At 46.8% G+C, this 24,202-nt stretch carries 19 protein-coding genes; 10 read left to right on the top strand and 9 right to left on the bottom strand.

Going from position 1 to position 24,202, the window contains the following annotated elements:
* Nucleotide 1: 1 nt before the first annotated feature.
* Entirely contained in the window at nucleotides 2–604 is a 603-nt protein-coding gene (locus MKHDV_RS14670) for a hypothetical protein (RefSeq protein WP_160716586.1), read from the bottom strand.
* Between the two features lie 757 nt (nucleotides 605–1,361).
* Here MKHDV_RS14670 and MKHDV_RS14665 point away from each other — a divergent pair.
* The 8 genes from MKHDV_RS14665 to MKHDV_RS14630 all read left to right on the top strand — a co-directional run bounded on the left by MKHDV_RS14665 (nucleotide 1,362) and on the right by MKHDV_RS14630 (nucleotide 11,768).
* Nucleotides 1,362–2,681 (top strand): malic enzyme-like NAD(P)-binding protein, encoded by a 1,320-nt coding sequence (locus tag MKHDV_RS14665; protein WP_160716667.1) that lies wholly within the window; start codon nucleotides 1,362–1,364, stop codon nucleotides 2,679–2,681.
* Between the two features lie 155 nt (nucleotides 2,682–2,836).
* On the top strand, nucleotides 2,837–4,321 hold the full coding sequence (locus MKHDV_RS14660; RefSeq protein ID WP_160716584.1) for a leucyl aminopeptidase: 1,485 nt from the start codon (nucleotides 2,837–2,839) through the stop codon (nucleotides 4,319–4,321).
* A 228-nt stretch (nucleotides 4,322–4,549) separates the two neighbouring features.
* A complete protein-coding gene (locus tag MKHDV_RS14655; protein ID WP_160716582.1) occupies nucleotides 4,550–4,957 on the top strand; it encodes a VOC family protein in 408 nt (135 codons plus the stop codon).
* Nucleotides 4,958–5,157: 200 nt separating this feature from the next.
* Complete coding sequence (gene speA / locus MKHDV_RS14650) at nucleotides 5,158–7,095, top strand: biosynthetic arginine decarboxylase (RefSeq protein ID WP_160716580.1); 1,938 nt, start codon at nucleotides 5,158–5,160, stop codon at nucleotides 7,093–7,095.
* A 77-nt stretch (nucleotides 7,096–7,172) separates the two neighbouring features.
* Entirely contained in the window at nucleotides 7,173–8,369 is a 1,197-nt protein-coding gene (locus MKHDV_RS14645) for a saccharopine dehydrogenase family protein (RefSeq protein ID WP_160716578.1), read from the top strand.
* Nucleotides 8,342–9,499: a carboxynorspermidine decarboxylase gene (gene nspC / locus MKHDV_RS14640; RefSeq protein WP_160716576.1), complete on the top strand. Its 1,158-nt coding sequence runs from the start codon at nucleotides 8,342–8,344 to the stop codon at nucleotides 9,497–9,499. The genes MKHDV_RS14645 and nspC overlap by 28 nt, the downstream gene beginning before the upstream one ends.
* Nucleotides 9,500–10,109: 610 nt before the next feature.
* Nucleotides 10,110–10,961 (top strand): agmatinase, encoded by an 852-nt coding sequence (speB, locus tag MKHDV_RS14635; protein WP_160716574.1) that lies wholly within the window; start codon nucleotides 10,110–10,112, stop codon nucleotides 10,959–10,961.
* 63 nt (nucleotides 10,962–11,024) lie between these two features.
* Complete coding sequence (locus MKHDV_RS14630) at nucleotides 11,025–11,768, top strand: metallophosphoesterase (RefSeq protein WP_160716572.1); 744 nt, start codon at nucleotides 11,025–11,027, stop codon at nucleotides 11,766–11,768.
* A gap of 114 nt (nucleotides 11,769–11,882) precedes the next feature.
* Here the strand turns inward: MKHDV_RS14630 and leuB are convergent, their stop codons facing one another.
* The 7 genes from leuB to MKHDV_RS14595 all read right to left on the bottom strand — a co-directional run bounded on the left by leuB (nucleotide 11,883) and on the right by MKHDV_RS14595 (nucleotide 19,182).
* A complete protein-coding gene (leuB, locus tag MKHDV_RS14625) occupies nucleotides 11,883–12,956 on the bottom strand; it encodes a 3-isopropylmalate dehydrogenase (RefSeq protein ID WP_160716570.1) in 1,074 nt (357 codons plus the stop codon).
* A 213-nt stretch (nucleotides 12,957–13,169) separates the two neighbouring features.
* Nucleotides 13,170–13,667, bottom strand: a complete 498-nt coding sequence (locus MKHDV_RS14620; protein ID WP_160716666.1) for a 3-isopropylmalate dehydratase small subunit — start codon at nucleotides 13,665–13,667, stop codon at nucleotides 13,170–13,172.
* A gap of 179 nt (nucleotides 13,668–13,846) precedes the next feature.
* Nucleotides 13,847–15,103: a 3-isopropylmalate dehydratase large subunit gene (leuC, locus tag MKHDV_RS14615; protein ID WP_160716568.1), complete on the bottom strand. Its 1,257-nt coding sequence runs from the start codon at nucleotides 15,101–15,103 to the stop codon at nucleotides 13,847–13,849.
* 5 nt (nucleotides 15,104–15,108) lie between these two features.
* Nucleotides 15,109–16,629, bottom strand: coding sequence for a 2-isopropylmalate synthase (locus tag MKHDV_RS14610; RefSeq protein ID WP_160716566.1), 1,521 nt, complete (start codon nucleotides 16,627–16,629; stop codon nucleotides 15,109–15,111).
* Nucleotides 16,630–16,950: 321 nt separating this feature from the next.
* Nucleotides 16,951–17,700, bottom strand: a complete 750-nt coding sequence (pssA, locus tag MKHDV_RS14605; RefSeq protein ID WP_160716564.1) for a CDP-diacylglycerol--serine O-phosphatidyltransferase — start codon at nucleotides 17,698–17,700, stop codon at nucleotides 16,951–16,953.
* A 61-nt stretch (nucleotides 17,701–17,761) separates the two neighbouring features.
* Nucleotides 17,762–18,409, bottom strand: a complete 648-nt coding sequence (locus MKHDV_RS14600) for a phosphatidylserine decarboxylase family protein (protein WP_160716562.1) — start codon at nucleotides 18,407–18,409, stop codon at nucleotides 17,762–17,764.
* A gap of 134 nt (nucleotides 18,410–18,543) precedes the next feature.
* Nucleotides 18,544–19,182, bottom strand: coding sequence for an HAD family phosphatase (locus tag MKHDV_RS14595; protein WP_160716560.1), 639 nt, complete (start codon nucleotides 19,180–19,182; stop codon nucleotides 18,544–18,546).
* 125 nt (nucleotides 19,183–19,307) lie between these two features.
* Here MKHDV_RS14595 and MKHDV_RS14590 point away from each other — a divergent pair, with 125 nt between their 5' ends.
* Both MKHDV_RS14590 and MKHDV_RS14585 read left to right on the top strand, forming a co-directional pair.
* Nucleotides 19,308–20,288 (top strand): DUF523 and DUF1722 domain-containing protein, encoded by a 981-nt coding sequence (locus tag MKHDV_RS14590; protein WP_160716558.1) that lies wholly within the window; start codon nucleotides 19,308–19,310, stop codon nucleotides 20,286–20,288.
* Nucleotides 20,289–20,585: 297 nt separating this feature from the next.
* Nucleotides 20,586–20,861, top strand: a complete 276-nt coding sequence (locus MKHDV_RS14585; RefSeq protein ID WP_160716556.1) for an HU family DNA-binding protein — start codon at nucleotides 20,586–20,588, stop codon at nucleotides 20,859–20,861.
* Between the two features lie 287 nt (nucleotides 20,862–21,148).
* Here MKHDV_RS14585 and MKHDV_RS14580 read toward each other — a convergent pair whose 3' ends face one another.
* The gene (locus tag MKHDV_RS14580; RefSeq protein WP_160716554.1) at nucleotides 21,149–23,860 is read right to left on the bottom strand and encodes a bifunctional acetate--CoA ligase family protein/GNAT family N-acetyltransferase; all 2,712 of its coding nucleotides are present in this window, start codon (nucleotides 23,858–23,860) and stop codon (nucleotides 21,149–21,151) included.
* Nucleotides 23,861–24,202 lie beyond the last annotated feature (342 nt).

Raw genomic sequence — 24,202 nt, 5'->3', positions numbered from 1 at the left:
TTTATTCCTCGCAGACATTCTCCAATTTCCCACGCATAACAGCGACAACGCTTTTCCAGCGGGAAACGGCAGTTGCAAAATCACCATCAAGAATTTCAGCAAGAGCATGCCAATCTTCTTTACTGGTAGACTCACCCATACTTTCGAACTGGGCAGAAACTTCTTCAACTGTTGTTTCAAACAGCTCTTCTTTTTCATGCACGTATTCGCTACGCAGTACGGCGAGCATGCCCATAAAATCGTGTAATACGTTAAGCAACTCAGTAAATAACGCGAGTGCTTCAGCTTCCTGACCATTGCGGAACATGCCCGCGATGTGATGGGAGCTGTTTTCCATAAGTGCAACAACTTTATCAAGTTCTGCAACAATACCGAGAGCAAATTCGTTCATAGGAACGCTTTTAATCTCAACGCGCTCAAAGGAGCTAGTTTCTACCTGACCAGCCTGATTTGGATATTCTTCCTGAAACTGCGTCTCGTCTACGAACACGTCAGTAACAATTCTATCCTCAAGCTCGTCCTCCATAACCTTGACGAGCAATTCCTCAAGGTTTGAAAAAGCGTTAACATTGTATTCTGCTGCATTACCGTCAATAACAATCATTATTGAGCCTCCTGATGCCTGATAAGGCGAAATTTTCCGTCACTCGCAGTAATACAATTTCTATGCCACGGATATTCCAACACAAACTGAACGGACGATGTAATTTTGCATACAGAGTATCGCCCTTGTACGTCAAAACAAATAACCACTTGAATTTAAAGGCTTTCACAAGAATTTTTGTTTCTATCACTCCGCTACATTATGTTCAAACATTCCGTATACCTTGTATAGATGAGCAGGCAGTTCGTATATTTCACGTCAAGTTACTGACGAGATTCACTGATAGTGTTTTGACATAACTACTGCGTACCAACTGCAACAACAGTCTTTTGTCATTGCCTGCGACTATACCGTGATGGCTCGCGAGGGAACCCGCGACTGTCACACTTACAAAGAACAAAAAAACATTCCTCACTGCTGGACGTGTCATTTTTTTATCTGGTATTTTGACGAAACGACTCCCCGGAAAGAGCATTGCGTCTCGAATACTTCATCGGTTCACCCTGCATTGTAAAAATAAAACTACATCGCTTTTCTTATAATTATAAAACACAACTATGAGGATTTACTTGCTTTCACGTGGCAAGATGCTTAAAGCCATTTGAAAGCAATTTTCATCGCATTCTTTAAGCAGTGTAACGGCTCCGGTACTGATTTTATAACCAAGGGAGCACAAGCCCCTGCGATTATCAGTTCCGCCTCCGGACACCTCTTACTGCGTGCACAACTCGCCCAAGGTAAACAAAGGTTCAAAAAAATGGCGTTATTCACAAAAGAAGAAGCGCTGGAGTACCACAAAGCTCCTCGCTGCGGTAAAGTTGAAGTTGTTCCAGTAAAACCATGCGGTTCACAGAAAGACCTCTCTCTGGCTTACTCTCCGGGTGTTGCAGAAGCATGCAAAGCAATTCATGCTGATCCGGAAACAGCAGCCCTCTACACAAACCGCTCGAACCTTGTCGGTGTAGTTACAGACGGCACAGCCGTGCTCGGCCTTGGCAATATCGGCCCCTTAGCAGCAAAGCCTGTTATGGAAGGCAAAGGCGTTCTGTTTAAAACTTTCGCAGATATTGATGTGTTCGACATCAACCTCGACATTAAAGATGCAGACCAGTTCATCGCCACAGTTAAGGCAATGGAACCAACATTCGGCGGCATCAACCTCGAAGACATTAAAGCACCTGAGTGTTTCTACATTGAAGAAACACTGAAACGCGAAATGGACATCCCTGTTTTCCACGATGATCAGCACGGCACCGCAGTTATCTCCGGCGCAGCCATCATTAACGCATGCGAAATCACCAACCGCGACATTGAAAAACTCAAAGTTGTTGTTGTGGGCGCAGGCGCAGCTGGCATTGCATGTTCCAAATTCTACGTAGCACTCGGCGTTAAACGTGAAAACATCTTCATGTTTGACTCCCGCGGCCTTATTCATTCCGGTCGTGAAGGACTCAACAAATACAAAGCTGAGTTCGCACAGGAAAAAGATCACGGCTCCCTCGAAGACGTTTTGAAGGGTGCAGACTGCTTCCTCGGCCTTTCCGCAAAAGATTTGCTTTCCAAAAAAATGGTTGCTTCCATGGCGGAAAATCCAATCATCTTTGCAATGGCAAACCCTGATCCGGAAATCCCTTACCCTGACGCAAAAGAAGCATCTCCAAATTGCATCATGGGCACAGGCCGTTCCGACTTCCCGAACCAGATCAACAACGTTTCCGGCTTCCCGTACATCTTCCGCGGCGCATTGGATACATGTGCAACTGAAATCAACGAAGCTATGAAAATTGCTGCTGCAACAGCTCTTGCAAAACTTGCAAAAGAGCCGGTACCGCAGTCAATTTGTGAAGCATACGGTGTAGATTCTTTGGAATTTGGCACCGACTACGTTATTCCTAAACCGCTCGACCCACGTATTCTTGAATGGGTTGTTCCTGAAGTAGCTAGAACTGCAATGGAAACTGGCGTAGCGCGTCTGGATATTGACGACTTTGACGTATACAAAAAAGAACTCACTGCACGCTTGGAAGCATCACACAAACGCGTTGATGCGTTTGTAGCAAGCTACTATTCCAAGTAAGATTGCGTCTCGCATCTGGACTCCAAGCCGTTCCGGCCTTATACTGCCAGATGGACAATAAAAGCGGCGCGTCATGTTCTGCATAACGCGCCGCTATCGTGCATAGAAACCAATCAACTACCGGGCCTCCCGGACAATCTGCTGTGGAGACAAACATGGATCTTCGATTCCAACAGGCACCAGCCGCTGAGTGGCAGGCAAACACTGTTCTTCTTTTCAATTTCAAAGATGAAGCAGTAACAGAAAGCATCCCTAATCTTAGCGAAACTATTCCTTGGATTACCATTACTCCTGCAATTCAGGATGCAAAAGGCGAAAAGAATCAGGTAACCGTTGCATACGGTCACCCTTCTATCCCACTGCCACGCGCTATCATCGTCGGCCTTGGTGAACGCAAATCATTTACTCTTAAAGTACTCCGCGACGCTGTAAAAACAGCAGCACTCAAATGCAGAGAACTCAAAGTAGACACATGCGCAATTCCTGTTGAAACCATCGACACCATTGATGAAGAAAACGCAGTGCTCATCGAAGAAGCCGTTGCTTCCGCACTCATTGCCCTTCACACATACGACGCGCTCAAAACTACTCAGAAAGAACCTGCACACACACCTCGCTGGATGGGTCTGCTTTCTTCTGAAGAAAATTTCCCGGACGAACTTCATGCAGCAGCACGTCGTGGTGAAGCAGCAGCTGCGGGCGTTAACTACACCCGCGATCTCGTAAATGCTCCTGCAAACGTCATCACCCCTGCAGTGCTCGCTGAGAAAGCAGAAGAACTCGGCAAAAAATACAATTTCAAACGCACCATTCTTGGTCGTAAAGAAATCGAAAAAGCTGGCATGGGCGCATTCATGTCCGTTGCTGCCGGTTCCGATGCCGAACCAAAATTTATTGTTCTTGAACATGCACCAAAAGGTACCGAAACCGACGATCCTATCGTGTTCGTAGGTAAAGGCGTTACCTTTGATACCGGCGGGATCTCTTTGAAACCATCACTCGGTATGCATGAAATGAAATGCGACATGGGCGGCGCAGGCGCAGTATTCGGCCTGTTCGAAGCACTTGGTAACTCCGACATCGAACGTCGCGTTATCGGCATCACTCCATGTACCGACAACATGCCAAGCTCAACAGCTACCCACCCGGGTGACGTTGTAACCTCCCTCAACGGTAAAACCATTGAGGTTATCAACACTGATGCAGAAGGTCGTCTCATTCTTGTTGATGCACTCACCTACGCACAGAATGAGTTTAAACCGGCAGCACTCATCAACCTTGCAACCCTCACCGGTGCATGTGTTGTAGCTCTCGGCGCTCACGCAGCAGCAGTATTTTCAACAGACGATGAGCTTTCAAAAACAATCACCGATACAGGTGAGCTCGTTGGCGACAGATACTGGCCAATGCCATTGTGGGACTCATACTTCGAGACCCTCAAATCTGACGTTGCTGATATGAAAAACGTTGGTTCCCGTGAAGGTGGCGCAATCCACGCAGCACTATTCCTCAAACAGTTTGTTGAAAAAGATGTACGCTGGGCACACCTCGACATCGCAGGCCCTGCATACAACACCAAGGGCGGCGCAACCGGCTTTGGCGTTCGTACCCTGCTCGAAATCGTTCGCAAAGGCGTTTAATCACCCTGCGCACGAGGCATCCTCCGGTAGAGCGACAAGTATGATGCTCTGCTAACCGGAAGATGTACAAAAAAACTAGTAAAGGCTGTCCCACACAACGGGGCAGCCTTTTTTATTACCAACACACGTTCGTTCAGTCTTTCAACTATACTGCCGCACCATATGCGGGTGTGCTACCCTATGTGCTACACTAGTTGCATACATTTAGCCTAAAAAAGGATGCAGACCATGAAAGTTGAAATAGACCATTTGACACTCAATGTTGAAAGCCCCGACGTATGTGTGACCTTCTATACCGAGGTTATCGGGCTGACCGCTGAGAACTACGATGCATGGAAAGAAGGAAAAGCAAAGTTTCCTTCCGTGCGAATCAACACGCATAACATGATCCATTTTTTCCCTCCGAACATGTGGGAAGAACTAGGCGATCTTATCTGCACACCGGGCAAAGCAAATCATGTGTGTCTGGCGTTTGCGGATAAGGAATGGAAAGCGCTGCTAAAACGACTTGGCGAACATAAAATCACTATCAGAGGGCCGTTTATCCTAGGTGGATCACGCGGAACGGGGACATCAATATTTGTTACTGACCCTGAAGGATTTACTATCGAATTAAAAACATACGATAACGATTAGCATAAACTAATTTTCGCAGTTTTTAGTGCATAATTTGTATTGACAGGACGACCGTAAGCCCACTAAAAATTCGCACGCGTTTTGTGTTAGATTTGCGCGTGCGTGTGCCTGCCATCCGGCTCTATAAGGCATGCACTTGTAGAGGATACGGCAACTTACCATTTTCCTTTGTTGCCGGTGGTACACACCATTAATGGAGTATGTATGAGGTACGACAGTTGGCCAACAAGAAAGCCCTCCAGCAGTGGAGCATTGATGACTCCGCTGAACTGTATGGCATCCGTAATTGGGGTGCCGGTTACTTTGACATTACTGACCATGGCGACGTTGCCATCCACCCGTTTGGACGTGGCAGCAACGTAGCTGTCAGTATTCCCGAGGTTATTAGAGAACTCAAAGAGCGCGGCCTTGAGCTGCCTGTTCTCTTGCGCATTGAAAACATTCTCGATTCGCAGATTTCCTCTCTTCACAATTCCTTTAGGGACGCCATCAAAAGCCTTGGCTACAAGGCAGAATACCGAGGCGTTTTCCCCATCAAAGTCAATCAGCAGCAGCAAGTTCTTGAAGAGATAGCCAATTTTGGCTCATCTTTTCATCATGGATTTGAAGTTGGCAGTAAAGCAGAACTTATTGCCGCCATCTCTCAAATGCGTGACCATACTGCATGCCTTGTGTGTAACGGGTACAAAGATGAGGAATTCATCGACCTTGGACTCCACGCCATGCGCATGGGCTTCAACTGTATTTTCGTTATGGAAATGGGCTGGGAACTGGCTACACTGTTAGAACGTGCTGCTTTGCTTGGCGTAGAGCCACAAATCGGCGTGCGTGTTAAGCTTTCAGCACAAGGCGGCGGTCACTGGACTGCTTCCGGCGGCGAGCGTTCCTCTTTCGGGCTTTCAATGTCGCAAATCACCGACATTATCGACACCCTGAAAGAACATAACAAGCTGCATTGCTTAAAGCTGCTGCACTATCATCTAGGTTCACAGATTCCTAACATCCGCAGTATTCGCTCTGCTGTTCAGGAAGCTTCCCGCGTGTACGCTGAACTCGTTCGTGAAGGCGCACCAATGGGATACATTGACCTTGGTGGCGGGCTTGCAGTGGATTATGATGGTTCACATACAAACTATGTCTCCAGCCGAAACTACACCGTTAACGAATATGCGATGGACGTTGTAGAAGCGGTTATGACAACACTTGATAAGCAGGACATTCCGCATCCACACATCATTACCGAATCCGGTCGTGCTGTGGTTGCGTACTATTCTGTTCTGCTTTTCAACATCCTCGACGTAAGCAAAATTGAAGACGGTAATGTCCCTGAAGAAATTCCTGAAGACACACCTGAACCAATTGTAAGCATGTACGAGGCATATAAGTCTCTCAGTCTGCGTAACATTCAGGAAGCATACAACGATGCTCTCTTCTACAGAGATGAAACGCGTCGTATGTTCCTTGACGGAAGAGTAAACCTGCGCCAGCGAACACTGGCAGACAACCTCTTCTGGGCGATCACCAAAACTGTTGCCAAGCTGAAAGACAAACTGAAAATAGTACCTAAAGAGCTGGAAGAAATTGATACAGCTCTTGCAGATATATATTACGCTAACTTCAGCGTATTCCAGTCCCTTCCGGACTCATGGGCAATTGACCAGCTGTTCCCGGTAATGCCGCTGCATCGCTTGAAGGAAGAGCCGTCCCGCTACGCCATCATTTCAGACATCACATGTGATTCTGACGGCAAGCTGGACTCGTTTATTGACCCTAAAGGCCAGAAGCCCTTGCTTGACCTGCATCCTATGAAAAACGGCGATGAGTACTATATGGGTGCTTTCCTCGTTGGTGCATATCAGGAAACCCTTGGCGATCTGCACAACCTGTTCGGCGACACCAACGTTGTCAGCGTACGTATGTATGAAGACGGCAGTTACGAATTTGTGCGTGAGATTGAAGGTGACACAGTGGGCGAGCTGCTCGAATACGTAGAGTATGACCAGCGCAGAATCATGGAAGACCTGCGCTCTATGGCGGAACAATCCGTGCGCGAAGGACGAATCACCGCTGCGGAACGATTCGAACTTCTACAGGCGTTCTATGCCGGTCTGCGCGGCTATACTTATTTTGAAAGATAATTTTTGCGGCTAAATCGTATCTCAAAAATACAATTTTGAGGTAGATTTCAGTACCGCACCATGCAAGGAGTACAACTATGTCTAAAGTGTTGATCATCGGCGCTGGCGGCGTCGGCGGCGTGTGTGTACACAAGTGTGCACAGGTTCCTGAGGTTTTTTCCGAAATCGTTCTTGCATCCAGAACTGTTGAAAAATGTGATGCAATTGCTTCTTCAGTTAAAGAACGTACCGGTCGCGACATTGTTACCGACACAGTAGATGCTGACAACGTGCCTGAGCTTGTAGAACTCATCAACAAGCACAAGCCTGTTCTTGTTATCAACCTCGCACTGCCGTATCAGGATCTCACCATCATGGACGCATGTCTGGAAACAGGTGTGAACTACCTTGATACTGCCAACTACGAACCGCTTGATGAAGCCAAGTTCGAATACAAATGGCAGTGGGAATACCAGGAGCGTTTCAAAGAGAAAGGCCTCATGGCACTTCTCGGTTCCGGCTTCGATCCGGGCGTAACCAATATTTTCTGCGCACATGCAATGAAACACCAGTTTGATGAAATTCATCAGCTCGACATCATTGACTGCAACGCAGGCGACCACGGTCACCCGTTCGCAACCAACTTCAACCCGGAAATCAACATCCGCGAAGTTACTGCAAACGGTCGCTACTGGGAACACGGTGAATGGCTTGAAACTGATCCGCTCAGCTTCTCCATGAACTACGATTTCCCTGAAGGCATTGGTCCTAAAAAGTGTTTTCTTATGTACCACGAAGAGCTTGAGTCTCTCGTAAAACACTTGAAAGGTCTCAAACGTGCCCGTTTCTGGATGACCTTCTCCGACCAGTACCTGAACCATCTCCAAGTACTCGAAAACGTTGGTATGACACGTATCGACACCGTTAAGTACAATGGTCAGGACATCATCCCTCTCCGATTCCTCAAAGAAGTTCTTCCAGAACCAGCAGGACTCGGCGAGCGCACAAAAGGTCGCACATGCATCGGTTGTCGCATGAAAGGTATGAAAGACGGCGAGCCTAAAGATTACTACATCTACAACATCTGCGACCACGAAGAAGCATTCAAAGAAGTTGCTTCTCAGGCTGTGTCATACACCACCGGTGTACCAGCTATGATTGGCGCGATGCTTATGCTCACCGGCAAATGGACTGGCGAAGGCGTCTTCAACATGGAAGAACTTGATCCAGACCCATTCATGGAAAAACTCAACATTCACGGTCTCCCATGGACAGAAGTTACCTTCAAAAATTAAATCCAGAACGCCTGCCTTCTCCATGCTTTGTTGTGGATGAGGCAAAGCTTGCGGATAACGCGGCTATTTTAGATTCCGTGCAACAGCGCACTGGGGCAAAAATCCTCCTCGCGCTCAAAGGATTCGCCACATATAGCACCTTTCCGGTACTGAGCGGCGTCCTGCACGGAACCTGCGCTAGCTCTCCGCACGAGGCGAGACTGGGACGTGAAGAATTCGGCGGCGAAGTGCACAGCTTCGCCGCTGCTTATTCCGACAACGACATGGCAGAGATCATCAAATACTCTGACCACATCGTGTTCAACTCTTTTGCACAACTGCGCAAATACCGCCCGCTTATTCAGGCATCAGAGCGCACCATCAAAATCGGCGTACGCGTTAACCCGCAGCACTCCGAAGGCGCAACGCCCATCTATGACCCGTGTTCCCCCGGTTCACGCTTAGGTGTGCGGCTTGAAAACTTTGATGAGAACGATCTTGAAGGCGTATCCGGTCTGCATTTTCACACACTCTGTGAACAAGATGCAGATGCACTTGATCGCACGCTTGAAGCCGTAGAAAAGCAGTTTGGTCATCTTCTCCAGAATATGGAATGGCTAAACTTTGGCGGCGGGCATCACATCACCCGCGAAGGGTATGACATAGATCGTCTCTGTGCTTGTATCGAGCGCGCTAAGGCCCGTTATAACGTTCAAGTGTATCTTGAACCGGGTGAAGCCGTTGCGCTCGACGCAGGGCTACTCGTAGCCACAGTCCTCGACGTAATCAAAGCCGACATGGATATCGCCATCCTCGACGCGTCAGCCGCATGTCACATGCCGGACGTATTAGAGATGCCGTACCGACCATTCGTCATTGATTCCGCTGAAAAAGGTGAGAAAGTAAACTCCTACCGCCTAGCCGGTAAATCCTGCCTCGCAGGGGATGTCATCGGAGAATACTCTTTTGATACCCCGCTCAAAGCAGGCGACCGCCTCGCGTTCACGGACATGGCTATCTACTCCATGGTGAAAACAAACACCTTCAACGGGCTACAGCTGCCTGCAATCGCACGTTACAATCCAAGCTCCGGCGACCTGCACGTCGTTCGTGAGTTTGGATATGACGATTTTAGGTGCCGTTTGTCGTAATAATTTTTTTCTTTTTTTTGCCTTCGGCGACCAGAGAACCTTTTTGAAAAAAGGTTCTCTGGACTCTCCAAAAACTTTTTATTTGCGAGTCCAGCCTGTTGATTCCGTAACCTCGCGGCTTTTACGCCACGACCAGTCTCATTCTACGCTTATTCCAACTCTCCACCTTTTTTTCCCGATATTTAAAAGTTGAGGTACTCAATCGGAATTTCTTCTTACAAATAAATTTCACATTGCCTAAACGGGATCACAAAGCTCATATCTTCCACAACTCATTTTCCGGAAAATCACACATATCCCTTCATGTTTTCTATCTATATTTACAGTGTTAACCAGTTTTCACCTTATAGCGCTTGATATTAATAAGTCGCAGCTATGATGTTTAAAACCAAATTCAGCGAAGTACAGAGGTAGTATTCTGCGTAAGACTCTCGCGCTGTTTTTAGTGCAAAAAGTGATAATCAAGTCGTATCCAGAAGCTCCGTGATTCGCCCGAGAGACTGAAGTAGAAAACTACCTCTGTACTTCGCGCGCCCTACTTCACTCCCCCTAACCCATCACTAAACCAAACAGTGTTGCCAACAAATTCATCAAAAAGTATAGTAACAACATGAATAGATTTTTAGCATCAGAACTTGAAGAAACTACACCGGAGCAATGTCGATTCCAGATTGTTCCTGTTCCTTTTGAAGCAACGGTTTCTTATGGTGGGGGTACGGCTGATGGGCCTGACGCAATTCTCGAAGCGTCAGATCAGCTTGAATTGTGGGACGGTGAATCCATTCCCGCAGACGATGGCATCTACACTCATGAGCCGGTCGACTGTACAGGGTCTACTGAACAGGTGATTTCCCGCATTGAATCAGCGGTAACAGAAGCTTCCCGATACGGACTGCCAGTTATGCTCGGCGGTGAACATTCTGTGACTCTCGGCGCATTACGCGCGCTTAAGAAAAAGCACGGCACATTCGGTATCGTTCAATTTGACGCCCATGCTGACTTACGAAAAGCCTATGAGGGCGATCCGTATAGTCATGCATCTGTTATGCATCGCGCACTTGAGCTTGAACTACCTATTTTTCAACTAGGTGTTCGCGCTTTCTGTATAGAAGAAGTTGAAGTCCGCGCTAAACACAACATCCCGCATATTGATGCCAAAGATCTGGCACTTAAACCACTGCCCGACGTTCTGCTCCCTGAAGATTTCCCGAAAAATATTTACATTACCTTTGACGTGGATGGGCTCGACCCGTCTGTTATCCGCGCAACTGGCACCCCTGTTCCCGGTGGTATCCAATGGTGGCAGGCAATCACATTGCTTGAAAAAGCTGTGAAAGATCGAAATGTCATTGGCTGTGATGTGGTGGAACTTGCACCGCAGGAAGGCGATCACGCATCAGATTTTGCTGCTGCTCAGCTCACATACTCCATGTTGGGAATTATTCAGCGATCTGGTATATAACACTACAGGAACCCAATTTACTGCTATCTTAAGCCAACACTTTTAGATCTTGGTGGTGACAGTATGAAATTTGCTATTATCTCTGACATTCACAGTAATGCGTATGCCCTACAGGCTGTTCTCGATGACATCTCGACTCGTGGTGCCAACCATATCGTTAATTTGGGTGACACTCTGTACGGACCACTTGCTCCTAGAGCTACCTACAACCTGCTAACATCATATAATGTTATTTCAATTTGCGGGAATCAGGATCGGCTGCTGTATGAAGTTACACCCGAAGAAGTTTTAAAAAATCCAACACTTCAGTTTGTGTTGAATGACCTTGGTGATGCTCCGGTTGAGTGGCTTGATACGCTTCCCTTTGACTGCCAGATAACTAGAGAAATTTATGCCTGTCATGGCTCGCCAACCAACGATTTGACATACTTACTGGAAGACATTTCCAGTGGCAGTCCACAAGTTCGTTCGGACGGCGAGATAATACGGATGCTCGACGGAGAAGATTCTGATGTGATCCTTTGTGGTCATACTCATCTTCCGCGAGTTGTCGAACTATCATCCGGTCAGCTTATAGTTAATGCGGGAAGCGTTGGTCTACCTGCATATACTGACAATCACCCTGTCGTGCACTCTATGCAGACGTATTCTTCACATGCATCATACACAATGCTGGAACAAGATTCCGCAGGCTGGAAGGTTCAGCAAATGAATATTCCATATGCCGTGGAAGATGCTGTTGCTGCAGCAACAAGACAAGAACGTTTCGACTGGGCGCGCTACCTTGCAACGGGTAGAGGCGATTAGATCAAAATTACAAACAAAAAAAAACGAAGCTACATTTGTAGCTTCGTTTTTTTTTGTTTTAGGTGAAAAGCCCCATCTATCAAATAGTCTTTTCAAAGGAGGAAGAGCTGCTTTCTACAAGCGTTCTACGACCAAGTTGCCCATGGTGTTACAACCAACAAGGGTTTCACCTTTGGACATGATGTCACCTGTTCTGTAGCCTTCGCGCAATACTTTCTGAACGGCTGTTTCAATAGCGTTCGCCTCTTTGATGAGGTTGAAAGAATGACGCAGCATCATTGCCATGGAAAGGATTGATGCAAGCGGGTTAGCTTTGTTCTGACCTGCGATGTCCGGTGCGGAACCGTGAATCGGCTCAAAAAGGCCAGTGCCGGACTTGTTCAGGGAAGCAGAAGGAAGCATACCGATAGAACCGGTGATTACTGCTGCTTCATCAGACAAGATGTCACCGAAAAGGTTACCAGTCACGATGACGTCAAACTGATTCGGGTCACGAACAAGCTGCATTGCTGCGTTATCAACGTACATGTGAGTAAGTTCAACTTCAGGGTAATCAGCCGCAACTTCTTCCACAACAGCTCTCCACAAACGGGAAACTTCAAGAACGTTTGCTTTATCTACAGAACAAACGCGCTTGTCACGCTTCATGGCTGCTTCAAAAGCAATGCGTGCAATGCGACGAACTTCGTCTTCGTTGTACACCATGGTGTTGAAACCATAACGAACACCGTCGCGTACTTCCTGACCCTGCGGCTGTCCGAAGTAGATGCCGCCAGTGAGTTCACGAACAACCATAACGTCGATGCCGTCTTCTACGATATCTGGACGCAAGAAACATGCGCTGGAAAGCTCAGGGAATAATTTTGCAGGACGCAAGTTGGCAAACAGCCCAAGCTCTTTGCGGATGCCAAGCAATCCGGCTTCAGGACGAGTCGCACCATCTAAATTATCCCATTTAGGGCCGCCTACAGCGCCAAGAAAGACTGCATCCGCTTTCTTACACGCTTCAACAGTTTCCTTCGGTAACGGGCAGCCTGTGGCGTCAATAGCGCAACCACCAATCTGTTCTTCAGTGAAGGTTACGTTATGGCCAAACTTGTTTGCGACTGTCTTCAAAACTTCTACTGCCTGAGTGGTGATCTCCGGCCCGATGCCGTCACCCGGCAATAAAACGATATTCATATCCATGATCTTTCCCTCTATGAAAATTTTTTTCGCAGTTTAGCAGGAAAATAGGTGCATCCGGCGGGTCTTCGACGAGCCTCCGGCGGCCAGAGAACCCTTTTAAAAAAGGGCTTCTCTGGACTCTCCTAAAACTTTTATCTGCGAGCTACGCTTGTTATTTATGCAACTTAACGGCTTACGCTCCACTACCTTGCAGCGATCTGAAGCGCTTACCTATTACTTTTCTTTTAATTTTTCGCTTACGTGCGGAATAAGTCCGCCATTATCGACAAAATCACGCATAAACTGTGGAAGCGGCGGGAATTCGATTACTTTGCCAGTGGTCACGTTGATGACGGTACCAGCCTCGATATCCACGGAAACAACATGTCCATCTTCAATATGGATGATCTCTTCACCGATTTCGATGAGCAAGAGTCCCATGTTAAAGCTGTTGCGGTAAAAGATACGCGCAAAAGAATGCGCAACTACTACCTGCATACCAGCACCAAGAATTGAAATTGGTGCATGCTCACGTGAAGAACCACAACCGAAGTTTTCACCGGCAACCATGATGTCGCCTTCAGAAACACGCTCTACCCAGCCTGCTTCGAGGCCTTCCATGCAGTTTGCACCAAGCTCTTTTTCATCAGTCGTTACCAAAAAACGCGCAGGAATGATGGCATCTGTATCTATGTGATCGCCCACTTTGTGAGCTTTACCTTTTAACGTCATGGTCATTTCTCCCAAAAAGAATGTACTCACCCCCCTCTTTCCTAAACTTTAATAAGCCGAGTACTAGCAGAGTCTCTATGACTCACTCGCTAACAAAAGTTTTTGGAAAGGGGTCTGGGGAAGAACCTTTTTACAAAAAGGTTTTCACCAGCCGCCGGAGGCATCAATAAAAATAACAACTACACTTTGCGAGGATCAGCAATTTCACCAGCTAAAGCACTTGCCGCAGCAACGGCAGGGCTTGAGAGGTAGACTTCTGACTCAAGGCTGCCCATGCGTCCTCTGAAGTTACGGTTTGTAGTAGCTACTGCCACTTCACCGTCAGCAAGGATGCCCATATGTCCACCGAGACAAGGGCCACATGTTGCAGGACCTACGATACAGCCTGACTCCATGAAGGTTTCAATGAGACCTTCGCGCAATGCCTGTTTCCAGATGGTAGGCGTTGCAGGGAGTACGATAGTACGAGTGCGAGATGCGACTTTACGTCCTTTAAGTACGGCTGCTGCTTCGCGTAAGTCGCTGATACGACCGTTGGTGCAGGAACCGATGACGACCTGATCGACCTTTTTAGGTTCGACATTTTCAATTGGATGCACGTTATCCGGCAAATGCGGACATGCAACCATTGGCGACATATTTGATACGTCGAAGTTAAGAACACGTTCGTATTCTGCGCCTTCGTCCGCAGTGAGCAGTTCGTCGTTACGGCCACGTGCTGCGGTGTATTCAAGAGTCTTTGCATCCACTGGGAAAAGTCCGCATTTACCACCGGCTTCAATTGCCATGTTAGCAATGGTCATACGGCCTTCAACGCTGAGAGCATCAATTGTGGAACCGCCAAATTCGAGCGCTTTGTAGAGCGCACCGGATACACCGATTTCACCGATGAGGCGCAAGATTAAATCTTTTGCACCAACGTACTCAGGAAGCTCACCGTTGAAGATAGCGCGGATTGTCGGCGGTACTTTGAACCATGTGGAACCAAGTGCCATGCCGCCCGCTACGTCTGTTGAACCAAGACCGGTTGCGAAGGCACCGAGACCGCCGTAGGTGCAGGTATGAGAGTCAGCGCCGATTACAATGTCACCAGGGCCTACGAGTCCGAGTTCTGGCAAGAGAGCGTGTTCTACACCGCAATCGCCACCTTCGTAGTAATGAGTAATATTTTGCTCCTGAGCAAATTCACGCGTGTTTTTCACCTGAATTGCGGAAGCGATATCTTTTTGCGGTGTAAAGTGGTCCATTACGAGAGCCACTTTATCTTTATCAAACACAGACGTTGCGCCCATTGCCTTAAATGATTTGATGGCAAGCGGTGCGGTGATATCATTTGCAAGAACCAAAGATACGTCGCATTGAACGATCTGTCCGATTCCTTCGATTTTTTGATCAGTGTGCTTCTGTAATATTTTTTGTGCGAGTGTGTGCGCCATGACTGTTAACCCTCCGAGTTCATTTTATCGAGTCTGTTTAATGCGTTCAGGAATGCTCTTGCGCTAGCGGCAATGATGTCAGGATCGGATCCACGTCCAACTGTGCTGCATTCATTCTCTTCGAGGCGTACGGTTACCTCGCCCTGTGCATCTCCGCCGCTGGTGATGGCGTTAACACTGTATCGTTTGAGCTTTGGTGAGCGCCCTACGATCTGGGAAATAGTTTTGAATACTGCATCAATCGGACCTGCGCCGAATGTAGTGTGCTCCCTACGGATACCGTTAATTTCCATTACAACGGCAGCGGTTGGTGGCACTCCCACATCACTTGACTGAACGGAGAGATGTACCAGTCTGTACTTATCCGGAATACGGTAGACTTCTTCAAGGATAATTGCCTCGATGTCTGCGTCGTAAACCTTCTCTTTTTTATCCGCGAGGCGCTTAACGGCCTCGAAAACAATCTGTAATTCGTCATCTTCCAACGGGTAACCGAGTTCAGTAGTTTTGCCTTTAATAGCGTTACGACCGGAATGCTTACCAAGGATGATATCTGTTTTTTCACGGCCTACGGACTGAGGGGTCATAATCTCGTAGGTTTCGCGGTTTTTGAGCATGCCGTCCTGATGGATACCGGACTCATGCGCAAATGCGTTTGCACCAACAATTGCTTTGTTAGAAGGAATCGGCTGCCCAATGATCATTGAGAGCAAGCGACATGTCGGGAACAACTGTTCAGACTTCACTTGAGTTTCAATGTCGTAGTAGTCACTGCGAGTACGTAACGCCATAATGAGTTCTTCGAGCGCTGCGTTACCTGCTCGTTCTCCGATACCGGAGATAGTCACTTCTGCCTGCCTTGCGCCTGCATTAATCGCAGCAAGGGTGTTTGCCACACCGAGACCGAGATCGTTATGACAATGCACACTGAAGACAGCTTTGTGGCTGTTGCTGGTGTTTTCAATCACGTAGCGAACCATATCGCCAAATTCCTGAGGCTGTGCATACCCCACGGTATCAGGAATATTGATGGTGGTTGCGCCTGCGTTGATTGCTGTTTCTGCAACTTTTGCGAGGAAATCCCAATTTGAACGGGATGCATCTTCTGCAGAAAACTCAATGTTAGAGGTGTATTTTGCTGCGTGTTTTACAGCCGCTTCTGTCATTTCCAAAACCTGTTCCGGTGTCTTACGGAGCTTGTACTCCATGTGTACCGGACTGGTTGCTAAGAATGTATGAATTCGTGGATGCTCTGCGTCTTTGATTGCATCCCAGCACCTATCAATATCCGCCGCCATCGCCCTACACAAACCAGCAACCTGTGAATGCTTAATGGTCTGTGCAATTTTGCGAACTGCTTCAAAATCCCCTTGGCTTGCAGCAGGAAAACCTGCTTCCATAATATCGACACCCAAATTCTCGAGTTCCCGCGCAAGACGAATTTTTTCGTTCTGGTTCATTGTTGCGCCGGGAGACTGCTCTCCATCCCTCAAAGTGGTATCGAAAATGTATAAGCGATCGGACATTGTATTCTCCTGTGGAGTTATTCTTTTTTTATTCTATTTCATAAACTAATTTCACAAAAACCTCACTTAGTTCGCTAGTAGAGTACATAGTAGTGGGCCAAAAGGACGGTATTCGTTCTTCGATCGGTTCATTTGCTTGGTGACGTATGCTGAATGCATGATTTAGGCTCCTTTTTATAACATAATTGTTAAGTTTTATTCCAAATATGAAAAAAGCTCCGGTTCCTTCTGTGTAGAAGAAACCGGAGCTTGGTTTGCTTGTACTTTAAGAGTAAAGGCTAGGGGGCGGTGTGTTACTCGCCGTGCCTTTCCTCCGTGCTGTTAGCTCTCGGAAAGGTCACCCAGTAACTTATTGGACCTGCGTGATAGAAATAGGAATGTATACACAGGTCCGCTAATAATATAGCCGCCAATAATAATGAAGCCTAGTAGCTTCGGCTCGCTAACTATTAGCGTAAATATTAGAATAGCAGACACAAGGGTGCTAAATGGACGAGCCTTAACGAAACCATACTCCTTAAAGGAGAAGTAACGTACGCGGCTAACCATTGAGAAAGCTGAAACAAAAGTAAGACCCAACGCAAACGCAGGGACAATACTAGAGAGTTCAGCAGGGATGTACTGGGTAAAGAATACGAAAGCAGCAAGTGCACAGCCGCCAGCAGGTGAAGGAAGTCCGATAAAGAACTTCTTAGGAACCACTGCTGTGGATACGTTGAAACGCGCCAATCTGAGAGCAGCACATGCTGCAAACAAGAATGCGACGGCAATGCCAAGACGGTTGAACTGGTTAAGGTACATTGAGTACATCATAAAGGCTGGTACGAGACCAAACGCTACGAGGTCACACAATGAGTCGTACTGCACACCAAATTCACTGGCAGTGCCAGTAAGACGTGCAACCTTACCATCTAAGCCGTCCATGATAGCGGAGAATATAATAGCAGCAGCACACAGCTCAAATTTGCCCGTAGATGCCCAGATCAACCCCATGAATCCTGAAAAAAGACTCGCGGTGGTGAAAAGGTTAGGCAAAATGTAAATACCCTTACGGGCTTTTGATTGATCCATGTTTATGTGCTTCCTTATTAAAATCGAAAATGTCTATTGGTGATGAACTTTGCTAAGAATATTACTTTTCGTCTTTGCTGGCAATTACAGTTTCACCTGCAAAAACCTGCTCACCAATAGCAACGGAGGGAGCATAGCCCTCTGGTAAGTAAAGGTCAACCCGAGAACCAAACTTGATCATTCCGTAACGTTCTCCACGGGTTAACGCATCTCCTTCGTCAACACGGCACACAATTCTGCGAGCAATAAGGCCTGCAATCTGTACCATTGTCCATCGGCTGCCATCGGCATGCTCAAGGTCATATGCACAACGTTCATTGTCGCTTGAAGCCTTGTCCCATGCGGCATTGAAGTACTTTCCGGAGAAATATTTAATACCTCGAACAGTGCCTTCAATCGGGGAGCGGTTCACATGTACGCTAAAAACGTTCATGAAAACACAAACACACATACGACGCTCACCAGTAAACGGGTCTTCCATTGGAGTAATTTTAATTACTTTGCCGTCAGCAGGGCTTACAGCAAGGCCTTTAGCGGTTGGTGTCACACGTTCCGGATCACGGAAGAAGTGCAGGCTGAACCAGAAAAGAATAAAAAATACAGTGGAGAGTACCCAGCAGCCCATAATGGCAAATGCAAGGGTACCAAGACCGGTCAACACTAAAGAAGGAATACCTTCCGGGGTAAGGCCGCTTGTTGCTTTTCTCATGATATATTTCTGCCGGACAAAAATTCCGGACTTGCTTGTTTGTTGAAAATCAGCGGACACGTTATGCAATTTTCATCTATAACGCAACGTTTGTAGAGTGTGGCACTCTCATCCGCTTCCTTCCACACACGCTATTATACAGTAGGGAAAATGACATTCGGGAATAACGCCTGAAGACGTTCGAGCACTTTGTCATGTTCATCGTACAGCAGTGTCTGTATTCCAATTTCACCAGCACGCAATAAATTCGATGGATTATCATCTACAAATAAAGAGCGTTCAGGAGTCACATCCATTGCACGCAAGGCGTAATGAAAATAATCATGAGAACGTTTGGAGATACCTTCACGGTACGAATTAAACACCCGATCAAAATGGGAATAAATAGAATGTTCAAAGTCGAGATCTTCGAGCCAGTTCGTATGATCGCTTAAAATGGCTGTTTTTACACCGCTTGCGCGAATAACATCCACAACTTCAAGCATCCATAATCGCACAGCAAATCCTGTCAGAATTTCCAGATGCAGCAGTTCGCTTTGCTCAACTAAACCTGTCTTTTTGCGTACTTCTTCCCAAAACTCCGCTTCAGTTGCTTTGCCAGTCGCGTAGCCGCCCTCATAACAAATTTCGGTAACTACAGACTGAAATTCGTCCTGATCAAAACCGTTACGCGCAGCAATTTTACGCAACCCTTCCACAAAACCTTCATCAGCTAACACGCCGCTGAAGTCAAAAAATACAACATCTATTGGTTGAGTCAGTTCAGTGGTCATAACGAAACTCCAAATGTACGTAAGCACCATTTCATAATTTTTATATTTGCATACACAACGCAACTGAGCCAATCTTAATGCGAACTCTTAGACATAATATTATACCTCAAAGAGGAAAGAGCAACATGCAGGACACAAAAAAAATTCGCATTGGCATTTCTTCCTGCCTACTTGGCAACCCTGTCCGCTTTGATGGCGGGCATAAAAAAGATTTATGGCTTGTAAATACGCTAGGGGAATATGTTGAATACGTCCCAGTGTGTCCTGAGGTTGAAATGGGTCTCGGCATCCCTCGAGAAGCAATGCGCCTTGTAGGAGAACCTGAAGACCCGAGACTTGTTACAAACAAAACATTTCTGGATCACACCGCACAAATGAAAGAATTTTCGGCGCAACGAGTTCAAGAACTTGAAAATGAACACTTGTGTGGATTCGTCTTTAAACGTGCATCCCCTTCCAGCGGCATGGAGCGGGTAAAAGTATATAAAGATGTTGATCCAAAAGAAGCTAAAAACGCCGGCCCACCAAGCTTAAAAGGTATCGGAGTCTTTGCCAGAGCCTTTATGGAACACTTTCCGCTACTTCCTGTAGAAGAAGAAGGAAGACTTTGCGATGCACCGTTTCGTGAGAATTTTATTGAACAAATCTTTGCCCTTCAACGTTGGAGGGAAATGCTCAAGCAACCATTTGCGTACCGTAATTTGGTAGAATTCCATACCCGCCAGAAGTTGCTGCTCATGTCCCATAGCGTCGAGCACTACCGTTCCATGGGTTCATTGGTAGCACACGGTAAGCAAATGGACACGCTAGAAATGCTTCAGCAGTACCAGAACGAATTACTGACTACCCTTAAAATAAAAACAACGGTCAAAAAACATACAAACGTATTACAACATATCGCCGGATATTTTAAAAAAGCGCTCTCAGCTGACGAAAAAAAGGAATTTCAGGAAGTTATCGAACAATACCATTCCCAATTAGTGCCTCTTATTGTTCCGCTGACTCTGTGCAACCATTATGTCCGAAAATATGATGAAGAATATTTGTCATCGCAATGGTATTTGAAGCCACATCCAATAGAATTGAAGCTACGAAACCACGTTTAAACATTGCTACGTCCCGTTAGACTAACGAGACGTAGGCTTTTCCAACTGCATTTTTGCTTACTTCTAACTGTTTGTTTGATGATATATTGCAACTAGCACTATAAATTGAACTATTTTTTCAACGTCAGAATATGCAAGCATTACGCTTCATTGATCGTACGTTTTATAGTTTTATAACCAAAACCCCTTTGAATAACAGAAGAAATAACCATCACCCCCTTGTCACTATTGCAGTGAATAGGTACTACTCTAATATCGTGGACAAAATTACGAATAGATATTCCATAGGGGGTTCTTGTGAATAAAAGCGAACTTGTTAAGTTGATGGCTGAGGATCATAACCTGTCTAAAGATGAAGCAGTACTGCTTGTGAATGTCTTTTTTGACAGCATTCGTGAAGCTCTTGTCGAAGAAGGCAGAGTTGAAATTCGTGGATTTGGTTCTTTTAAAGTGAAAGAGTACAAGGGATACAAAGGCCGTAACCCTAAAACTGGTGAAAGTGTGAAGGTATCTCCTAAAAAGTTACCTGTTTTCCGTGCAGGGAAAGAACTCAAAGAAATGGTTAATAAATAGAGTTTCTTTTTCCTGTAGACCAACTCTTTGCAACCTGAGACACACACTCCGGCTGAATTGCGCCGTGCAGGATATGCACGATGGTGCGGTTACCAGCAATAGCGCCGGACAAAATCTCACATTCGTATTAGCGTTCGCCTTCCTGTGGAATTCGCAAGTATACGATGCAAAGCAAAAGAAAGAGTGGAGCATGCGAGCCCCACTCTTTTTATTTTCAGTTTTCAAAAAAAAGCGCCCCGGTGTTGCTGATAGCAACGGGGCGCTCTTTTTATTGAAAAGAATTACGACTATAGCCCGTCGTCAGGCTCTTCATCTTTTAAATCCAGTGTGAAGTGATACGTATCGTCATCAAAATCTTTTGAAACCACAAACCCAAGGGATCGCGCAAGCTCGACCATATTCTTGTTATCGCCAAGAGCTTCGCCTGTAATCTGCTTTGTATTACGGGAGCGCAGATAATTCACGAGGTGCGCCATTAACATGCGCCCCAGCCCCTTGCGCTTCCAGTCACTACGAACAACCACTGCAAACTCAGAGGTTTCATTGTCCGTTGAAATCATAGCACGGGCAGACCCGATGGTAAGCGGCTCTTTTCCATCTTCAGGAATAGTCTGAACAATGAACGCCATCTCCCTGTCGTAGTCAATCTGTGTCAGCTTAACCATTTCAGAACGCGGCAACTCGCCAACATTACCAAAGAACCTGAAACGCCTGTCCTGCGGACTGAGGTTCTCCACAAAACCCCAGTGGGCGTGTTCATCCTCAGGCCGAATCGGACGGAGACGAACAGTCAGGTCATCGCCCACTTGTATGATTTCTTCCAGTTCAGCAGGGTACGGGCAAATTGCAAGTTGATCTGCACCACCCATATCTGTCCATGCCACACGAACAGCAGCATCGAAAACAAACGCTCCACGGGAATCTGCCTGCACGGGATTAATCTCTAATTCAAAAACTTCCGGTATATCAATCAACATCTGTGAAATAGATACAAGCATTTCATATACAGCCTGCGTATCCACGCCTGTAACTGTTTTGTTACCTACAAGTTGCTTGCTCACATGTGTAGAGGCTACAAGCTCTTTTGCAAGGCTCATATTCAACGGTAGCAACTCTGTTTGCGTATCCTGTATAATATGAGCCAAGGAGCCACCCTGCCCGAAACGGATAACAGGACCGAACTGCGGATCAGTTTCGATTTCGATAGAAAGCTCTACCCCACGCAAACGCTGCGTCATTCGCTGGACTGCAAACCCGTTAATGCGTGCGGATGGTTGATACTGGGCAACATTCATTACTATAGATTCAGCAGCGGCTGTGGCTTCAGCGCTATCCTGAATATCCAGCATAACCCCGCCGACCTGTGACTTACGGAAAATATCCGGCGAGATCACTTTTATCGCCAGCGGATACCCCACCTCATCTGCAATGGCTGCAATCTGCTCTACTGAATCTGCACTGCGTGTAGTGATGCAGTTAATGTCGTAGGCCGCAAGTAATGCTTCAACTTCCTGCACGGTAAGCATCTGACGCTTCTCTTCGAGCGCCTGCAAAACAATCGCACGACTTTTCAACACGTCTGTTTTGCTATCAGGCCGCGACTCTGGTGCTTCCGCCAGCTTAATCTGGTTACTCCTGTACTGCACAAGATACAGGAAGGTACGCACAGCACTGTCCGGCGTAACGTAGGAAGGCACCTTTGCCTTAAAAAATATGTTTCGCGCTATGTCACCATCGCCTCCACCAAGCCAGCTTGTAAGGATTACCTTTTTACTGCGCTTGCAGGTTTTCACTACCTGTTCAGCAATAGCAGCACTGTCCACACCGGCTGTAGGGATATGCAACACAAGGATGCCATCCACAGAACTGTCACGCAGCAGCGGTTTAATAGCGCTTGCGTACATGTCTGCATCAGCCTTGGCATCAATTACTAGTGGATTCCAATACGACCAACTGCTTCCAAGTGCGTCATCCAAATGCTGACACGCTTCATCTGTCAGCTCAGCAAGCTCTCCGCCTCCCTTTAGCAACAGGTCAGTCGCAATAAATGCCGGTGCTCCACCGTTTGTGACAATAGCCAACCGTTTACCTTTCAGCGGCTTTGACCATGCAAGCGCCTGAATGGTGTCGAAAACAGAATCAATGGAATCCATCCGAAGCATACCGGCTCGTTTGAATGCGGCTTCGTACACTTCGTCCGCACCCAGAATCATACCTGTATGTGCAGCCACAGCTTGCTCTGCCGCATGGAATTTGCCCGCTTTAACAACGATGACAGGCTTTGACCGCGAAAGTGCACGCGCAGCAGACATAAACTCGCGAGCATTGGCAACTGACTCAAGGTACAGCAGCACGGCACGGGTATTCATGTCTCTGTTCAAATAATCCAGCACTTCACTGAAGCCCACATCAAGCACATCTCCGAGAGAAATTACGTGAGAAAAGCCAAGAGATTTGGACACTGCCCAATCGAGCACGGAGGTAAACAAGGAATCTGACTGTGTGACAAAGGCAACTTTGCCCGTGGTAAAAGGAGATGAAGCAAGACTGGCATTAATGCCGAGGGAGGGGTTGATGAAGCCGAGCCCGTTAGGCCCCAGCAACCGTACAGAAAATTTATGCGCCAGCGCAACGAGTCGTTCACGCTTACGAGTAGCCTGCTTTGTGTTGAACCGTGAAAAACCGGAAGAAAACAGAATTGCGTTCTGTGTTCCACGCTTACCAAGCTCTTCTATGTAAAAAGGAACCTCGTCTGCATCAACGCAAATGATGGCAAGGTCCGGTGTAATAGGGAGTGTATCAATGGCGGTGTAAACGGGCTGACCGAAAATGGTATCCGGCGAATCCGGCTGTGTCACAACCGGAAGTATTGGTCCCAGAAACGTACCGCCGAGCAAGTTTTGCATACAGTCACAGGCAGGGGTTCCAGACTCTTCAGAAGCACCAATTATTACCACAGAGGTCGGTCGAAACATCTGTTTTAGCGTCGAATGACTCACACAGACTCCTACGATTGGTTCCGGTTGGGATTATGCAACAGCAAGTAAAAAACACTGTAGTTGAAACTCATGGTAAGTTCAAACAGTTGTATTGCTTTTAGCTCTGCCAAGATGATTCCCCCTAAATCCAGCCTTCCGCCATCCCATTGTTATGCCATTCACTATGCCTTTTTCTACCGCTTACCGGTAGCCATGTTATTCACCTTTCGATTCATACCGTTCACCGAAAAAGAATGTCTTTTTTGAAACAGATGGTTGCATAATGCAGTTGTTCATTAACAAACCGAAATGCTCTCGCAGGTTACATATAAAATGTTTCCACCTTTCCCTTATGGTTTGTTT

The organism is Halodesulfovibrio sp. MK-HDV (assembly GCF_009914765.1).
Lineage (GTDB): Bacteria > Desulfobacterota > Desulfovibrionia > Desulfovibrionales > Desulfovibrionaceae > Halodesulfovibrio.
This window is presented reverse-complemented; position numbering and strand designations above follow the sequence as displayed.

What these genes read in the sequence shown, in the direction of transcription:
- MKHDV_RS14670 (WP_160716586.1), bottom strand. Translation starts at nt 604, where the DNA reads ATGATTGTTATTGACGGTAATGCAGCAGAATACAATGTTAACGCTTTT.
- MKHDV_RS14665 (WP_160716667.1), top strand. Translation starts at nt 1,362, where the DNA reads ATGGCGTTATTCACAAAAGAAGAAGCGCTGGAGTACCACAAAGCTCCT.
- MKHDV_RS14660 (WP_160716584.1), top strand. Translation starts at nt 2,837, where the DNA reads ATGGATCTTCGATTCCAACAGGCACCAGCCGCTGAGTGGCAGGCAAAC.
- MKHDV_RS14655 (WP_160716582.1), top strand. Translation starts at nt 4,550, where the DNA reads ATGAAAGTTGAAATAGACCATTTGACACTCAATGTTGAAAGCCCCGAC.
- speA (WP_160716580.1), top strand. Translation starts at nt 5,158, where the DNA reads ATGTATGAGGTACGACAGTTGGCCAACAAGAAAGCCCTCCAGCAGTGG.
- MKHDV_RS14645 (WP_160716578.1), top strand. Translation starts at nt 7,173, where the DNA reads ATGTCTAAAGTGTTGATCATCGGCGCTGGCGGCGTCGGCGGCGTGTGT.
- nspC (WP_160716576.1), top strand. Translation starts at nt 8,342, where the DNA reads ATGGACAGAAGTTACCTTCAAAAATTAAATCCAGAACGCCTGCCTTCT.
- speB (WP_160716574.1), top strand. Translation starts at nt 10,110, where the DNA reads ATGAATAGATTTTTAGCATCAGAACTTGAAGAAACTACACCGGAGCAA.
- MKHDV_RS14630 (WP_160716572.1), top strand. Translation starts at nt 11,025, where the DNA reads ATGAAATTTGCTATTATCTCTGACATTCACAGTAATGCGTATGCCCTA.
- leuB (WP_160716570.1), bottom strand. Translation starts at nt 12,956, where the DNA reads ATGGATATGAATATCGTTTTATTGCCGGGTGACGGCATCGGGCCGGAG.
- MKHDV_RS14620 (WP_160716666.1), bottom strand. Translation starts at nt 13,667, where the DNA reads ATGACGTTAAAAGGTAAAGCTCACAAAGTGGGCGATCACATAGATACA.
- leuC (WP_160716568.1), bottom strand. Translation starts at nt 15,103, where the DNA reads ATGGCGCACACACTCGCACAAAAAATATTACAGAAGCACACTGATCAA.
- MKHDV_RS14610 (WP_160716566.1), bottom strand. Translation starts at nt 16,629, where the DNA reads ATGTCCGATCGCTTATACATTTTCGATACCACTTTGAGGGATGGAGAG.
- pssA (WP_160716564.1), bottom strand. Translation starts at nt 17,700, where the DNA reads ATGGATCAATCAAAAGCCCGTAAGGGTATTTACATTTTGCCTAACCTT.
- MKHDV_RS14600 (WP_160716562.1), bottom strand. Translation starts at nt 18,409, where the DNA reads ATGAGAAAAGCAACAAGCGGCCTTACCCCGGAAGGTATTCCTTCTTTA.
- MKHDV_RS14595 (WP_160716560.1), bottom strand. Translation starts at nt 19,182, where the DNA reads ATGACCACTGAACTGACTCAACCAATAGATGTTGTATTTTTTGACTTC.
- MKHDV_RS14590 (WP_160716558.1), top strand. Translation starts at nt 19,308, where the DNA reads ATGCAGGACACAAAAAAAATTCGCATTGGCATTTCTTCCTGCCTACTT.